The sequence below is a fragment of the Streptomyces lanatus genome, assembly GCF_014655715.1.
Taxonomy (GTDB): domain Bacteria; phylum Actinomycetota; class Actinomycetes; order Streptomycetales; family Streptomycetaceae; genus Streptomyces; species Streptomyces lanatus.
The window spans coordinates 785,672-800,971 of sequence record NZ_BNBM01000001.1 but is presented as its reverse complement, the minus strand read 5'-3'; the positions used below and the strand labels follow the sequence as shown (position 1 = coordinate 800,971).

Here is a 15,300-nt window from a genome sequence, read left to right as displayed (position 1 = left end):
GCACACACCATGCAGAACTTCGACACCACCGCCCCGATCTCCGTCGTCCTCGACATCCCGGCCGGGCACATCCGGCTCATCGCCGCCGACCGCACCGACACCACGGTCGAGGTGCTGCCCGCGAACGCCGCCAAGAGCCGTGATGTGAAGGCGGCCGAGCAGATCGAGGTCGCCTTCGCCGACGGAGTGCTGCGGATCTCGGCGCCGGCGGCGAAGAACCAGTACCTCGGCCCCTCCGGATCCGTCGAGCTCACGGTCCAGCTGCCCACCGGCTCCCGGCTGGAGGGCAAGGTGGCCGCCGGTGAACTCCGGGGCGTCGGACGGCTCGGCGACGTCACCTTCGAGACCGCTCAGGGCCCGGTCAAGCTCGACGAGACCTCCGGTGCCCGCCTCACCGTCCTCGACGGCGACATCTCGGTCGGCAGGCTGAGCGGCCCCGCGGAGATCAGCACCCAGCGGGGCGACATCCGCATCGCCGAGGCCGTGCGCGGCGCGGTCGTCCTGACCACCCAGCAGGGCGACGTGTCCATCGAGGCCGCTCGCGGCGTCTCCGCCTCCCTCGACGCGGGCACCGGATACGGCCGTATCGACAACGCCCTCAAGAACGCCGACGGCACCCCCGCACTGACCGTCCGCGCGACCACCTCCCACGGGGACATCACCGCCCGCAGCCTCTAGTCACCCGCGGGCCGGCAGAGGCAGGTCGGCCGATGGGTGGCCCAGGGCGTGGAACAGGCCCGTCGCCAGCACCATGCCCTCGCGGGCGATCGACGCGAGCAGATGCTCGTCGGGGGCGTGCTGGCGGCAGCCGGGATAGGAGTGCGGCAGCCAGAGGGTCGGCAGGCCCAGGACGTCGGTGAAGACGGCATTCGGCAGGGAACCGCCGATGTTGGGCAGGACCGCGACCGGCCGTCCGGCGACCGACTCCAGCGCCGAGCGGGCCCAGTGCGCCCACGGGTCGTCGAGCGGTGTACGGCTCGCGGCGAAGCTGCCGAGGAGCCGGACGTCGACCATCGGATACCCGTGCTCGGCGAGGTGCCCGGCGACGGCCCGGGCCGCCCCGTCCACGTCGGTGCCGGCGACGTACCGCAGTTGAAGGACCGCGCGGGCCCTGCCGGGTATCGCGTTGACGGGGTGCTCGACGTCGCCCGCGCCGATGCCGAGCACCTCCAGGGTGTTCCACGCGTACAGCCGCTCGGCGGCGGACAGACCGGGCTCGCCCCAGCCCTCGTCCGGCACCGGATCGCCCGGCTCGCCCGCGACCGTGACACCGCTGAGCGCCGCACGGACCGTGCCCGGCACGGCGGGCGGCAGCAGCGCCGGTACGCGGATACGGCCGTGACCGTCGACCAGAGTGGCTATCGCGCCCGCGAGGGTGGTGGCGGGGTTGCGCAGTACGCCGCCCCAGTTGCCCGAGTGGTACGAACCGTTCCGTAGATCGGCGTCGAGGAGGAGCTGGACCCCGCCGCGCGAGCCGAGGAACAGCGTCGGGGTCGTGGCGTCCAGGCGCGGTCCGTCCGAGGCGAGCAGGACATCGGCCCGCAGCTCCTCGCGGTGCGCGGCGGCGAACTCGGCGAGGCCGGGGGAGCCGACCTCCTCGCCCGACTCGAACAGGAACTTCAGGTTGAAGCCCAGCGCGCCCCGCTCGGCGAGCAGCAGCCGCAGCGCCGCGAGATTGACGAGGTGCTGGCCCTTGTTGTCGGCGGCACCGCGCCCGTACCAGCGCTCGCCCTCGGCGATGAGCGTCCACGGATCGCGTCCCTCGCTCCACCGGCCGGCCTGTCCGTCCACGACATCGGCGTGGCCGTAGCACAGCACGGTGGGCAGATCCGGTGACTCGATCCGAGTGCCCAGCAGGAAGGGACCGGCGGCATCGGCGCTCTCGTACCGGGTGACCCGGCAGCCGAGTCCCGTCAGCGCGGGCGCCAGGACCTCGTCCAGGTATGCGTCCAGAGCAAGGCGGCCTTCCGGGCGGGCGCTCTCCGTCGGGTACGCGACCATCGAGGCGAGCTCCTCGAAGAAGCCACCCGAGTCGACGAACTCCTCGGCCTTGCACACCAGTTGCTCGGGAACCACAGGCAGATCCTCCAGGGATTACGGCGTCGTCCCCGCAGCGTAGGACGGATTCCCGGTCCGCGGCCATTGCCGTTTGTGCCTCTCCGCGTTCTACTTTCGGCAAGGCGGCGGTTGTTGATTGCTGGAGGAGAGCCGATGCGGCTGTTGCCCGTGAACCTCACGTACTTCCTGGAGGTCGCCCGCTCCGGGTCGGTCACCGAGGCGGCGCAGGTGCTGGGTGTCGCGCCGTCGGCGGTGAGCCGGCAGATCGCCAAGCTGGAGTCAGGGCTCGGTGTCCCTCTGTTCGCCCGGCATCCGCGCGGCATGACCCTGACCGACGCCGGTTCCCGGCTGCTGGCCCACGCCCGCCGCACCGAGACCGAATCGGCGGCGCTGGTCGAGGAGCTGAGGACGGGCGGCGGGGCCGAGGAACGCGCCGTCCTGGTGGCCTGCTCGGAGGGGTTCGCGCGCCGTCTCGTACCCCGGGCGATGGCACGGTTCCGGCACCAGCACCCCGACGTGTCGTTCCGCCTCGACGTCGTGCCCCGCCAAGAGGCGACGCGCCGGGTGGTGGAGGGCGTCGCCGACGTGGCCGTCACCTATGCGATGGGGCCGCAGCACGACGTCCGCGTGGAGTGCGCGGTCGTGGTGCCGGTGTGTGCCGTGGTCCCGCTCGGCCACGAGCTGGCCGGCCGCGACCGGATCGGCCTCGCCGAACTCTGCGCCCATCCGCTGGCGCTGGCCTCACCCGGCTCCAGCCAGCGCGAACTCTTCGACATCGGCGCACAACTGGAGGGCCTGACCGTACGCCCCGCCCTGGTCTGCGACTCCCTCGCCCCGCAGTACGAGTTCGTACGCTCCGGAGGCGGCCTCGCCCTCGTCGGCGACCTCGGCGACGCGCAGCGGGACGGCGATGCCGAGGGCGTGACCCACGTCCGCGTCGACCACCCGGTCTTCCGGCAGCGCGAGGCCCAGGTACAGACGGCGGCGGGGCGACGATTGCCGGGGGCTGCCGCCCGGTTCAGCGCGTTGTTGGGGGCGATGCTGAGTGGGGGGGCGGGGTGCGGGTTCAGGGTGAGCAGGAATTCGCGGGCTCGTGGGGGTGGGGGTACGGCTGCGGGGTTTGGCGGGTGTGGGGCATCTTGCGGGCGGGGGTTGTAGGGCGGGTGTCGGACGCTTCGTAGGGGTGGATCGGTTCGCGGCTGACCGACGGATCACGGGTGGCGGGACCTGCGCCGGTGGCCGGGGGGTGGGGCGTGGCGGGGGTCTGGTGCGTGGCTGGGGCGCGGTGCCTGGTGGTGCTCGCGTGGGTGGCCGATGACTCGCCCGTGCCCGACGACTCGCCCGTAGCCGATGCCTCGCCCAAGGCTGAAGCCTCGCCCGTGGCCGGGGTCCTGGCCGTGGTTGGAGTTTCCCGTCCGGGTGTGGTGCGGCTCGTGGTCGGAGTTTCTCCTCCCGGCGAGGTCCGGCTCGTGGTCGGAGTCTCTCCTCCGGGCGCAGTCCCATCCGTGGCCGGAGTCTCCCGCACGGGAACAGTCCCGCCTGTCGCTGCAGCCTCTTGCCCGGCGGCAGCCCCTAGCCCGGGCGCAGCCCCTTGCCCGGCCGCGGCCCCCTGCCCAACCTCAGCCTCACGCCCAGCCCCACCGCTCACAGATGCCCCACCCGCAGCGTCCGGCATCTCCCGCCCCGCCGGCATCCGCAGCAGCAACAGCGCCGCGTCGTCGTGCAGGCGGCCGCCCACGTGGGTCTGGAGTTCGTTGTGCAGTGCGGTGACCGTGTCGACCGGCTCGTCGCAGGTGTGGCGGGCCAGGGCCTCGGCGAGCGGGTAGAACTCGCGGTCGTGGTTACGGGCCTCGGTGACGCCGTCGGTGTAGAGCAGCAGTTGGTCCCCGGCCGAGAAGGGCAGGACGTGCAGTGCGGGCGTCTCGCCGGACAGGGCGCGCAGGCCGAGCGGCGGGGCGGGGCGGGCCGGGTCCACGGGGACGACGGTGGAGTCGCGCACCAGCAGCGGCGGGGCGTGACCGCAGTTGACGACCTCCAGCTGGCCCTCCCGGGGATACCCGGCGACCACGGCGGTGACGAAGTCGTCGCTGCCCAGGTTGCGCGCGAGGCTCCGCTCGATCCGCGCGACGACGTCGAGGAGATCGGGCTCGTCATGGGCGGCCTCCCGGAACACGCCGAGCACCAGGGCCGCCGTACCCACGGCCGGCAGTCCCTTGCCGCGTACGTCGCCGACGATCAGCCGGACCCCGTACGGGGTGGACACCAGCGCGTACAGGTCGCCGCCGATCCGGGCCTCCGCCGCGGCGGCGCTGTAGCGGACGGCCACCTGGAACGGGCCGACGGTCGCCGGTACGGGCTGCAGCAGCGCGTGCTGGGCGGCCTCGGCGACCGAGCGGACGGCGGCCAGCACCCGCTCACGCCGACCGCGCAGCGCGCTGGTCGCACCGCAGGCGAGGGTGACGACCAGCAGGGCGCACAGCGCGACCGCGAGCTGGCTGTCCGGGGCGTCGCCGCGCAGGCCGAGGCTCACGCCCACGGCGGCGGACAGCAGCCCCACGCCCAGGACGGCGCGCGGGCCGCAGGTGGTGGTGGCGGCGAGCGCGGGTCCCGTGGCGAGCAGCGGTACCCATGTCATCTCCGATCCGCCGACGAGATCGACGAGCACGAGGGCGGTGACGATCACGATGGGCAGGAGGGGCGAGGCGGCGATCAGCCGCTTCGGCCAATGGTCACGACCGTGGTCGGGGGCGTGGCTCATGTCTTGTCCGCTGTCCTCACCTGGGTGTGGGGGCATGCGCCCGGGGATATGTCCGCTTTATTTAGGAAATCGGTTCGACCCCGGGTGGGACAAGGACTCGGATTTCAGATAGTGAGCGACAGCCCCCTGGTCACGCGGTTCGCGGTCGGCAGCAGCCGCGCCCGGACCTCCTCCAGTCGCGCGATGGTCTCCTCCAGCCGGGAGCGCCGGTCGGCGCGCAGCGAGACACCGAGCGAGCCGAGGGTGTCTCCGCTGTAGACGGGCACCGCGACACAGACCGTGCCGAGGGCGTACTCCTCCATGTCCGTGACCGCGGGGGCCAGCGGCGAGGAGTCCAGCCGCCGCAGCAGCTCCGGGGTGTCGGTGATCGTCCTCGGTGTGAGGTCGGCGAGCGCGTGCCGCGACAGGTAGTCCTTGCGCGCCTCGTCGTCCAGCTCCCGCAGCACCGACTTGCCCAGCGCCGTGGCGTGCCCCGCGTCCTCGAACCCCACCCACAGGTCGACCCGGGGAGCGCGCGGACCGTCGACGATCTCGGCGACCCGGATCTCGCCCTCCTCGTAGAAGGTCAGATACGCGGCGCTCGACAGTTCGTCCCGCAGTGCGGTGAGCGTGGGCCGGATCCTGCTGAGCAGTGCCTGTGTACGGCCCGCCGTGTGCAGCGTCTGGAGCCGCTCGCCGAGGATGAACCCGCCGTCGTCGAGCTTGCGCACATAGCCGTCATGGACCAGCGTCCGCAGCAGGTGGTAGGCCGTGGCCAGCGGCAGCTCCGTCTCCCGGGCCAGCTGCTTGGCCGGCGCACCGTTCTCGTGCGCGCTCACCGCCTCCAGCAGACGGAAGGCACGCTGCACCGAGCCGATGAGCGTAGGGCCGTCCTGGGCACCCATAGGAACAGCGTGCGCCGGGCACACGGCACGGGCAAGGCGGATCGGGTCCCACCCGGCGGAGCGCTACTGGACCCGGGCCACCAGCAACGCCACATCATCGTGGTCGTCAGGATGCCGCAGCCCGTACAGCAGCAGGTCGCACGTCTCCTCCAGGGGCCTGCGCGGCTCGTCCAGGAACCCGAGCAGGACGTTCAGCCGGTCGTCGATCGAGTGGTGCCGGGTCTCGACCAGACCGTCGGTGTACAGCACCAGCAGATCCCCGGACCGCAGATCGACCGTGGTGGTCCGGAAGGCGATCCCGCCGACCCCGAGCGGTGCACCCGTGGGCAGCTCCAGCAGCCGCGGTGCCTCGCCGGGGCGGGCCAGGGCGGGCGGCATATGGCCGGCGTTGGCGATGTGGCAGCGGCCGGTGTGCGGGTCGAACACCGCGTACAGGCAGGTGACGATGTAGTGCTCCAGATCGCAGGTGATCTTGTCCAGGTGCCGCAGCACGGCACCCGGATCGAGGTCGAGGTCGGCGTAGGCGCAGGTCGCGGTGCGCAGCCGGCCCATGGTGGCGGCGGCGTCGATGCCGTTGCCCATGACATCGCCGACGACCAGCGTGGTCTTGTCGTCCTCCAGCGGGATCACGTCGTACCAGTCGCCGCCGACCTCGCTGGTGGCCTGCGCGGGCTGGTAGCGGGAGGCCAGTTCCAGGCCGGTGTGATGCGGCGGATGGTCGGGCAGCAGGCTGCGCTGGAGGGTGAGCGCGGTGTTGCGGACGCTTTGGAACCAGCGGGCGTTGTCGATGGCCACGGCCGCCCGGCTGGCCAGCTCACCGGCCAGCACCACGTCGTCCTCGTCGAACGGCGCCGGATTGCGCGTCCGCTTCAGATCGAGGGCGCCCAGCACCTCCCCGTGCGCGATCAACGGCACCGCGAGATAGGAGTGCACGCCCGCCCGCGCCAGCAGGGAGGTCGCCTCGGCGTCCCGGGCGATGCGCCGCAGATCGTCGTCGCCGACATGCCGTACCAGCACCGGCCGCCCCGTGTGGACGCACAGGGTGACCAGCCGGTCCCCGTCGTACGCCGCGAGATCACCGGGCGGGTCGGCGGCGCGCAGCGCCACGCTCGGGTACGACGCCTTGAGCGCGAGCGCGCGGAACAGCTCGGGGCCGTTGTCGGGGCTGCGCATCCGCCGGCACGCGAGCGCGGAGTCCAGCACATCGACGGCGACCACGTCGGCCAGCTCAGGCGAGGCCACCTCCGCCAGCTCGCGCGCGGTGCGATCGACCTCCAGCGTGGTGCCGACCCGGGTGGAGGCGTCGGCGATCAGGGCGAGGCGCCGCCGGGCCCGGTCGGCCTCGGCGGCGGCCCGGTGCCGCTCGGTGACGTCGACGAACGAGACGGCCGCGCCCAGCACCCGCCCGCCGGGGTCCTCCAGCCGGTAGAAGGACAGCGACCAGGCGTGCTCGCGCTCGGGGTCGGCCGGCGGGCGGCCCACGTGGTACTGGTCGAGCAGCGGGGTGCCGGTGGTGAGCACCTGACGTATGCAGGACTCGATGGTGTCGATGTCGGGCAGCGGCAGGGTGTCGCGCAGCGGGCGGCCCACATGCTCCTCGGCGGGGGTGCCGTCGATGCGCTCCAGGGCCGGGTTGACCAGCAGGAAGTGCAGATCGGGGGCGACCAGGGCGAGACCGATCGGGGACTGGTTGATCAGGCGTTCGCACAGCGCCAGGTCCGTCTCGACGCGCTGCAGCAGCGAGTGGTCGGCGGCGATGCCCAGGGCGTAGACGTCCCCGAGGTCGTCGAGGAGCCGCATGTTGCGGAACTCCGTCAGCCGGGTGCTGCCGTCCTTGTGCCGCACCGGGAACGCCCCGGCCCAGCTGCGGCCGGTCTCCAGCACCTCGGTGAACAGCTGCACCACGGCCGGCAGATGCTCGGGGTGGATGAACAGCCGGGCCGCGGGCGTGCCCAGCGCCTCCTCCGCGGTGTAGCCGAAGAGATCCTCGGCCTGCGGGGTCCAGAACACCACGCGTCCGTCGGCGTCCACGACCACCGCCGCCACGCTCAGCACATCGAGCAGACCGGTCGGCCGGGGCGGCTCGGCACCGTACCCTCGACCGTCGGACTCGAAGGACTCGGCTGTCATCCCAGCGCCTCCTCCACCGGCCGGCAGGGCACACCGGCGGTGACTGCCGTGTACCACGGACGCGACGACCTGCACCTCCATGCTCCCCCCAGCCCGCCGCCCTGCCCAGTCAAGGCCCGATGCCCGCCGCCCCGTGCACATCGGGCGGACAAGCAGGAACATGGGTCGTGTCAGAGGATGGGACCCATGGACGTTGCGTGAGGACCCGTGGACGCTCCGCGAGAAAGCCCAGACGACTCGACGTCCGCCGAACCGCGGACGCCCTTCGACGCGTCCAGCGACGCCGCGGCCGTGGTGTCCGGACACGGAGTCGTGCTCGGCTGGACCCGGGCCGCCGAGGAACTCCTCGGCCACTCCGCGCCGGAGATCGTCGGGGCCTCGGCCTCCCGGCTGCTGGCCATGCCCGGCGATCCGGCCCGGGTCACCGGGATCGCGGAGCGCTGCCGGGCCGGTGTGGGGTGGAGCGGCCACATCCCGCTGCGCCATCGCGACGGCCATCGCGTCGACGTGGATCTGCGGGTCTCCGCGTCCTTCCGGATCGGCGCCGACGAATGCTTCCTGATCTCGGCGCGCGAGCAGCGCCGCCCGTGGGAGGTGGGCCAGTCCGTCCTCGACGGATTCCTGACCCGCTCCCCGGTCGGCATGGCCGTGATGGACACCCAGCTGCGCTACATCTGGCTCAACGACACCCTGGAACGCTTCGGCGGCGTCCCCCGCGAGCAGCGCCTGGGCCGCCGGCTCAGCGAGGTCCTGCCCGGGCTGCAGGCGGAAACCATCGAGGGCCTGATGAGCAAGGTCCTGGACACCGGGGTCCCGGTCACCGAGTACGAGTACGTGGGCTGGAGCTGGGCCGATCCACGCCGCCAGCACGCCTACTCGACGTCGTTCTTCCCCCTCGTGGGCACCGGCGACACGATCACCGGCGTCTGCTACATGGTCTCGGACGTCACCGAGCGGTGGAACGCCCGCCAGCTGCTGTCGCTGGTCAACGAGGCAGGGACGCGCATCGGCACCACCCTCGACGTGTTGTGGACGGCACAGGAACTGGCCGACTTCGCCGTGCCCCGGTTCGCGGACTTCGTCGTCGTGGACCTGCTGGAGCCCGTGCTCAGCACCGAGGGGCACGGGGCATGGCTGACCGACGCGGGCCCGGCGCCCGCCAAGCCGGTGATGCGCCGGGCCGGTCTGAGTTCGGTGCGCGAGGGCGCCCCGGAGGCCGTGGCACGGGTCGGGGAGCGGGTGGACTTCGTGCCGCCGCCGCACGACGCGCATCTGCTCATCGACGGCGAACCGATCCACATCCCCGTCCTCGACCCGTCCGACGAACTGTGGGTCGCCGAACAGCCCGCGCGGGCCGCCAGCATCCGCGAGTTCGGCCTGCACTCCCTGATCTCCGTGCCGATGCGGGCCCGCAACACCGCGCTCGGCCTCGCCACGTTCATCCGCTCCCTCAACCCCGTCTCCTTCCAGCCCGACGACGTACTCGTCGCCCAGGAACTGGTGGCCCGGGCCGCGCTGTGCGTCGACAACGCCCGCCGCTACACCCGGGAGCACACGGCGGCCGTCACCCTCCAGCGCAGTCTGCTGCCGCAGGCCCTGTCGGGCGGTACGGCACTGGAGGTGGCCTCCTCCTATCTGCCGGCGGACCCGACGGGTGGCGTCGGCGGCGACTGGTTCGACGTGATCCCGCTGTCCGGCGCCCGCGTCGGCCTCGTCGTCGGCGACGTGGTCGGGCACGGCATCACCGCCGCGGCGACCATGGGCCGGCTGCGCACCGCCGTACAGACCCTCGCCGACATGGAGATGCCGCCCGACGAACTGCTGGCCCACCTCGACGACCTGGTGCTCCGGCTCAGCGAGGAACGAGCCGACGGCGGGCCCGAGGCCGCCCAGCGGGACACCACGGGCATCCTCGGCGCGACCTGTCTGTACGCCGTCTACGACCCCGTCACCCGACGCTGCACGATGGCCCGCGCCGGACACCCGCCGCCCGTCGTCGTAGCCCCTGACGGCCAGGTCTCCTTCCCCGAGCCCCCGCCCGGCCCACCGCTGGGGCTCGGCGGCATGGGGTTCGAGGCCAGCGAGATCGAGCTCGCCGAGGACAGCCTGTTCGGCCTGTACACCGACGGACTCGTCGAGGCCGCCGACCGTGACATGGAGCACGGCATGACCCGGCTCGGCGCGCTGCTGTCCCGGCGCGGACTCGACCTCGACACGCTGTGCTCGTCCGCGGTGCGCGAACTGGTGCCCGCGCCACAGCCCGACGACATCGCCCTGCTCCTGGCACGCACCCACGCCCTGGGCGCCGAGCACGTCGTCTCCTGGGAGGTGCCCGTGGACCCGGCCGCCGTCGCCGACGTCCGGGCCCGCGCGACCCGCCAGGTGGCGGCCTGGGGCTTCGGGGAACTCGCCATGACGACCGAGCTGATCGTCAGCGAGCTGGTCACCAACGCCATCCGCTACGCCGAACCCCCCATCCGGCTACGGCTGCTCCGTGACTCCCGGCTGACCTGCGAGGTCGCCGACGCCAGCAGCACCGCCCCGCGTCTGCGCCACGCCCGCAGCACCGACGAGGGCGGCCGCGGCCTGTTCCTGGTGGCCCAGCTCGCCCACCGCTGGGGCGCCCGCTACACGGCCGACGGAAAGATCATCTGGGCCGAGCAGGAGATCCCTTAACGCACGGCATCCGAAAGGGACTTGACGCCGCCATGCGCGGTGAGACCCCCGTCCACCGGGATCTCCGCACCCGTGATGAACGACGCGTCGGCGGACAGCAGGAACACCACCAGCGGGGTGATCTCGTCCACCGTGCCGGTGCGGCCGAGCGGCGTCTCGCGGATGTTCGCCGCGCGGAAGGCGGGGGCAGCGGAGGCCGTCATCTCGGTCTCGATATAGCCGGGGTGGATGGTGTTGACGCGGATCCCGCGCGGTCCGAGCTCCAGCGCCGCCGTCCTCGACAGACCCCGCAGCGCCCACTTGCTCGCCGTGTACGCCACCGGATAGTGCCCGGTGAGCGCGGCCGTCGAGCCGACGTTCACCACGGACGACCCAGGCGGCATCAGCGGGGCGAGACGCTGGATGCCGAGCAGCGGACCGGTGACATTGACCGCATGTACACGGCCGAAGTCCTCCGGACGTACGTCACCGAGCCGGGCCCGCCAGGTGATGCCCGCGTTGTTGACCAGGCCGTCGACCTGGCCGTACGACTCCCCGAGCTCGGCGGCGAGTTCGGCCCACTCCTCGTCGCTGGTGACGTCGAGCCGCCGGCAGCCGGGGGCGTCGGTGACGTCCGTCGCGATGACCCGGGCACCCTCCCGGGCGAGCGCCTCCGCCTCGGCCGCCCCCTGTCCCCTGGCCGCCCCCGTGACGACGACGACCTTCCCGAGGAGCCGCAGGGGATTCACGGCCGCTCCCGACCACGTCGGCGCCCGGCCGGCAGCGGCACCGGATCGACGCCGCCGACCACGGTGTTGGACACGGACCCGATGCCCTCCACCGTGAGCGTGACGGTGTCGCCGGGCTTCAGCGGCGGGGGGTCCCGGCGCCCGCGCACGCCCCACAACTCCGCGAGACAACCGCCGTTGCCGCAGGTCCCGGAGCCGAGGACGTCTCCGGGGCGCACCCAGGTCCCGCGCGAGGCGTAGGCGACCATCTCCTCGAACGTCCAGCTCATGTGGGACAGCAGATCCTCGCCGACCACCTCGCCGTTGACCTCGGCGGTCAGCGCCAGCCGCAGAAAGCCGTCGGCGTCGCGGTACGGCTCCAACTCGTCGCCGGTGACGAGATACGGCCCCAGCGTCGTGGCCGTGTCCTTGCCCTTGCAGGGGCCGAGGCCCACCTTCATCTCCGCCGACTGGAGATCACGGGCTGACCAGTCGTTGAAGACCGTGTAGCCGAGGATGTGCTCCCGCGCCCGCTCGGGCGTCAGGTCGCGCCCCTCGCGGCCGATCACCGCGGCGACCTCCAGCTCGAAGTCGAGCACCGCCGACCCCGGCGGCACGGGGATGTCGTCGTGAGCGCCGTACACCGCGTAGGGGTTGGCGAAGTAGAAGGTCGGCGCCGCGTACCACCGCTCGGGCACTCCCGACGCCCCGTCCACGGAGCGCCGTACGCCCTCCACATGCTCCTCGAAGGTGACGAAGTCCCGCACGGTGGGCGGCTGGAGGGGCGGCAGCAGACGTACGTCCGTCAGCGGGACGGCCGGGCCCACGGGGCGGGTGGCGGCGGCGTCGAGGGGGGAGGTGCCGTCCGGGAGGGCCCGGACGACGGTGCCCTCCACGATCCCGCAGTGCCGGCGCCCCTCGTACTCGTAACTGGCGATGCGCAACGGTCCGCGCCCCCTCACACCGGCGGGGCGACGAACACGCCCCGGTCGACGTCGTTGAACGACTCCTTGGCGACCAGCTCGTTCATCGGGTTCGCCGTGCCCCACTGGTCGGTGACCTCGGGCCGGGAGAAGTCGTAGACGTGCGGATGCCAGGTGTCCTCGTCGAGTTCCTCCAGCTCGGTGGTGTACTCGACGGTGTTGCCGTGCGGGTCGAGGAAGTACGTGAAGGTGTTGTCCCCGGCCATATGCCGCCCGGGGCCCCAGATCTTCTGCGCCCCGGCCCGCATCACCCGCCCCGAGCCGCGCATGTACTCGTCCAGTCCGCGCATCTCGAAGGAGATGTGGTGCAGGGAGGTGTGCGGGCACTGGGCGATGGCCATCGAGTGGTGCTGGTTGCTGATCCGCATGAAGTGCATGACCTCGCCCATGTGCGGCGAGCTGAGGGTGTCGGAGAGACGGAAGCCGAGGTGGGTCTCGTACCAGGCGCGGGTCTTGTTCAGATCGGGGGAGTTGAGGACGACGTGCGACAGCCGGACCGGGATGGCCTCCTTCTCCTCGATACGGCGGTGCTGCCGGGCCTCGACATCGGCGGACACCTCGATGGTGCGCCCGTCACCGTCGAAGAACCGGAAGCCGTAGCCGCCGCCGGGGGTGTCCACTTTCCCGGGCTGTGAGATCAACTGCACGCCCTGGGCGAGGAGTTGCTCGGCGAGAGCGTCCACATCGGCGGGGCTGCCGGCGCCGTAGGAGACGAGGTCGAGCCGCTTCTCCTCGGCCTTGCGCAGCCGTACGACGTACTGCTCGGGCGAGCCCTCCGCCGCGAGGAAGGAGATACCGGAGTCCTCGGCGACCTTGGTCAGGCCCCAGACACCGGCGTAGAAGTCGAGCTGCTTGTCGTAGTCCGGCACGGCGAGGTCGACGTGCCGGAGGTGGGTGAGCAGACGATTGGTCATCGGGGGGTGCCTCCTCGGGCGAGGTTCAGCAGGGCGGCGGCGTTGCCGCCCCGCACCGCGTGGAAGTCGTGGTCGGGCAGACCGGCCGCGCGCAGGGCGCCCAGCGGATCGTCGGTGCCCATGTCGAAGGGGAAGTCGGAGCCGAGCAGGACGCGGTCTGCGCCCGCGACGCGGATCAACTCCCGCAGTACGTACGGGTCGTGGACGAGGGAGTCGAAGTAGAGCCGGCGCAGATAACTGCTCGGTTCATGGGCGCAGGCCCGTGCGTCGGGGCGGGTCCGCCAGGCGTGGTCGGAGCGGCCGATGTGGGTGGGGAGGTAGCCGCCCCCGTGCGCGGCCAGCAGCTTCAGTCCCGGATGGCGGTCCAGGACCCCGGAGAAGATCAGATGGGACAGGGCGACGGCGTTCTCGGTGGGCTGGCCGACGGTGTTGGACAGGTACCACTGGTCGAGACGGGCGTCGAGGGTGCAGCCGAAGGGGTGCAGGAAGATCAGCGCGCCGGTCCGCTCGGCCCGCGCCCAGAAGGGGGCGAGGCGTGGGTCGGACAGCTCCACGTCCCCCGCGTGCGAGGAGATCTCGACGCCCCGCAGCCCTTGCTCCAGAGCGTGATCGAGCAGGGGGGCCGCGAGGTCGGGGTGCTGGAGGGGGACGAGGCCGAGGCCGTACAGCCGGTCGGGGGCCTTGGCGCAGTGCGCGGCGGTGCCTTCGTTCGCCAACTGGCTTACAGCGTCGGCTAGTTGAGGATCCGCCCAGTAGTGGTAGTGGTTGGGTGAGGGGCTCACGAGCTGTATGTCCACGCCGGTCGCGTCCATGGCCGCCAGGCGGACGTGGACGTCCGTCAGCCGCGGCAACCGTGCGGCCACCATGGGGCCGTTCACCGCGAGGGCCGCCGGGCCGTTGCGGCGGGCGTCCAGGGCGCGGGCCTCCTCGTGGCCGGGGTGTCCGGCGACGGTCTCCTCGATCTCCGGGAGGAGGAGGTGGGCGTGGACGTCGATCGTCGGGGTCGCGGTCACGGGTGTTCCTTCAGCGCGGTCATGGTGCGGTCCATCAGCGCCGCCACGTCCCTGCCGCGCTCCTGGTCGGGCGCCCGGTCCAGCAGCCACCGGCCGATCTGCACGGAGGTGTCGACCACCATGCGCACCCGGGGAAGCCGTCGGCCGTGGTAGTCGTGGAAAAGCCGCTCGTCCCAGTCACCGCGGCCGGTCAGCAGCTCGGCGAGGACCAGGACGTCCTCCAGGGACATCGCGGCACCCTGGGCGAGAGTGGGCGGACAGCAGTGGACGGCGTCACCGACCAGCACGACCCGGCCGCGATGCCAGGCGCCCTCGACCAGAAGCCGGTCGAAACAGGCGTAGTTGACGACCTTCGGGTCGGTGAACGAGGCGCGTATCTCCTCCCAAGCCCCGCCGTAGCCCTCGCTGAGGCGTCGCATCTCGTCGGCGTATGTGTCGGGATCCAGCTCGGCCCGGTCGCGGGCGGGTTCGACGAGGTAGGCGTAGACCGTGTCCTCGCTGGTCGGGCAGTATCCGGCGACGAAGCACCGGCCGCTGTAGACCATGTCGGTACGGGTGACCCCGGCCGGCCGGGGCGCGGGGGCTCGCCAGATGGCCATGCCGGTGGGTTCCGGTTCGTCCGTGATGCCGATCATGCGGCGGGTCGCGGAGTGCAGTCCGTCGGCGCCGACGACCAGGTCGTAGCGGCGGGCCGTGCCGTCCGAGAAAGTGACGTCGACGCCCTCACCGTCCTGCCGGAACGCGGTGGCCCTGGTGCCGAGCCGGACATCGGCACCCGAGGCGCGCACCTGCTCGATGAGGAGCTGCTGGAGACGGGGCCGCTGCATGCCGATGTGGGCGGGCAGGTCGTCGCCGCCGGTCCGGAAGTCCGGGTGGGCGGCGAGCTCGGTGCCGTCACAGGCGAGGATCCCGACGCCGTCGACGGCACAGCCGTCCTTCTCTATACCGTCGAGGACACCGACCTCGCGCAGCACGCGCAGGGCATTGCCCTGAAGGGTGATGCCGGAGCCGGCCGCGGACTTCCAGTCCGGGCTGGCCTCGACGAGATCGACGGCGATCCCGGCGCGGCGGAGCAGCACGGTCAGGCTGTTGCCGGAGGTGCCGCCTCCGATGACGAGGACGGAGCGGGGGCTGGGAGTGTCGGTCATTTCGGGGTCCCTCCCGAGGTCGGTCCACC

The 15,300-nt window shown here is 72.3% G+C and carries 11 protein-coding genes and 1 pseudogene; 3 read left to right on the top strand and 9 right to left on the bottom strand.

What is annotated here, in order from left to right; all coding sequences use genetic code 11:
- Positions 1-9: 9 nt before the first annotated feature.
- Positions 10-678, top strand: a complete 669-nt coding sequence (locus IE325_RS03575; RefSeq protein WP_190068149.1) for a DUF4097 family beta strand repeat-containing protein — start codon at positions 10-12, stop codon at positions 676-678.
- On the opposite strand, the gene IE325_RS03570 is transcribed toward IE325_RS03575, so the two are convergent.
- Positions 679-2,076: a M20 family metallopeptidase gene (locus IE325_RS03570; protein ID WP_190068148.1), complete on the bottom strand. Its 1,398-nt coding sequence runs from the start codon at positions 2,074-2,076 to the stop codon at positions 679-681.
- A 135-nt stretch (positions 2,077-2,211) separates the two neighbouring features.
- On the opposite strand from IE325_RS03570, the gene IE325_RS03565 reads away from it, so the two are divergent.
- Entirely contained in the window at positions 2,212-3,216 is a 1,005-nt protein-coding gene (locus tag IE325_RS03565) for a LysR family transcriptional regulator (RefSeq protein ID WP_190068147.1), read from the top strand.
- Between the two features lie 517 nt (positions 3,217-3,733).
- Here IE325_RS03565 and IE325_RS03560 read toward each other — a convergent pair.
- The 3 genes and pseudogenes from IE325_RS03560 to IE325_RS03550 form a co-directional block, all read right to left on the bottom strand.
- Positions 3,734-4,816 (bottom strand): annotated as a pseudogene (locus tag IE325_RS03560) (PP2C family protein-serine/threonine phosphatase); the annotation flags it as partial.
- A 104-nt stretch (positions 4,817-4,920) separates the two neighbouring features.
- A complete protein-coding gene (locus IE325_RS03555; RefSeq protein WP_190068146.1) occupies positions 4,921-5,700 on the bottom strand; it encodes an IclR family transcriptional regulator in 780 nt (259 codons plus the stop codon).
- Positions 5,701-5,763: 63 nt separating this feature from the next.
- Positions 5,764-7,830, bottom strand: a complete 2,067-nt coding sequence (locus tag IE325_RS03550) for a SpoIIE family protein phosphatase (protein WP_190068145.1) — start codon at positions 7,828-7,830, stop codon at positions 5,764-5,766.
- Positions 7,831-8,037: 207 nt separating this feature from the next.
- Between IE325_RS03550 and IE325_RS03545 the strand changes: the two genes are divergently transcribed.
- Positions 8,038-10,506: a SpoIIE family protein phosphatase gene (locus IE325_RS03545; protein WP_190068144.1), complete on the top strand. Its 2,469-nt coding sequence runs from the start codon at positions 8,038-8,040 to the stop codon at positions 10,504-10,506.
- Here IE325_RS03545 and IE325_RS03540 read toward each other — a convergent pair.
- The 5 genes from IE325_RS03540 to IE325_RS03520 are packed head-to-tail and all read right to left on the bottom strand — an operon-like array spanning position 10,503 to position 15,271.
- On the bottom strand, positions 10,503-11,234 hold the full coding sequence (locus tag IE325_RS03540) for an SDR family NAD(P)-dependent oxidoreductase (protein WP_190068143.1): 732 nt from the start codon (positions 11,232-11,234) through the stop codon (positions 10,503-10,505). The genes IE325_RS03545 and IE325_RS03540 overlap by 4 nt on opposite strands.
- Complete coding sequence (locus IE325_RS03535; RefSeq protein WP_190068142.1) at positions 11,231-12,157, bottom strand: fumarylacetoacetate hydrolase family protein; 927 nt, start codon at positions 12,155-12,157, stop codon at positions 11,231-11,233. Before IE325_RS03535 ends, IE325_RS03540 begins: the two co-directional genes overlap by 4 nt.
- 14 nt (positions 12,158-12,171) lie before the next feature.
- Positions 12,172-13,110, bottom strand: a complete 939-nt coding sequence (locus IE325_RS03530; RefSeq protein ID WP_190068141.1) for a VOC family protein — start codon at positions 13,108-13,110, stop codon at positions 12,172-12,174.
- Positions 13,107-14,123, bottom strand: coding sequence for an amidohydrolase family protein (locus IE325_RS03525; protein WP_190068140.1), 1,017 nt, complete (start codon positions 14,121-14,123; stop codon positions 13,107-13,109). The genes IE325_RS03530 and IE325_RS03525 overlap by 4 nt, the downstream gene beginning before the upstream one ends.
- Positions 14,120-15,271, bottom strand: coding sequence for an FAD-dependent oxidoreductase (locus IE325_RS03520; protein ID WP_190068139.1), 1,152 nt, complete (start codon positions 15,269-15,271; stop codon positions 14,120-14,122). Before IE325_RS03520 ends, IE325_RS03525 begins: the two co-directional genes overlap by 4 nt.
- Between the last annotated feature and the right edge of the window lie 29 nt (positions 15,272-15,300).

What these genes read in the sequence shown, in the direction of transcription:
- IE325_RS03565 (WP_190068147.1), top strand. Translation starts at nt 2,212, where the DNA reads ATGCGGCTGTTGCCCGTGAACCTCACGTACTTCCTGGAGGTCGCCCGC.
- IE325_RS03550 (WP_190068145.1), bottom strand. Translation starts at nt 7,830, where the DNA reads ATGACAGCCGAGTCCTTCGAGTCCGACGGTCGAGGGTACGGTGCCGAG.
- IE325_RS03520 (WP_190068139.1), bottom strand. Translation starts at nt 15,271, where the DNA reads ATGACCGACACTCCCAGCCCCCGCTCCGTCCTCGTCATCGGAGGCGGC.
- IE325_RS03575 (WP_190068149.1), top strand. Translation starts at nt 10, where the DNA reads ATGCAGAACTTCGACACCACCGCCCCGATCTCCGTCGTCCTCGACATC.
- IE325_RS03555 (WP_190068146.1), bottom strand. Translation starts at nt 5,700, where the DNA reads ATGGGTGCCCAGGACGGCCCTACGCTCATCGGCTCGGTGCAGCGTGCC.
- IE325_RS03530 (WP_190068141.1), bottom strand. Translation starts at nt 13,110, where the DNA reads ATGACCAATCGTCTGCTCACCCACCTCCGGCACGTCGACCTCGCCGTG.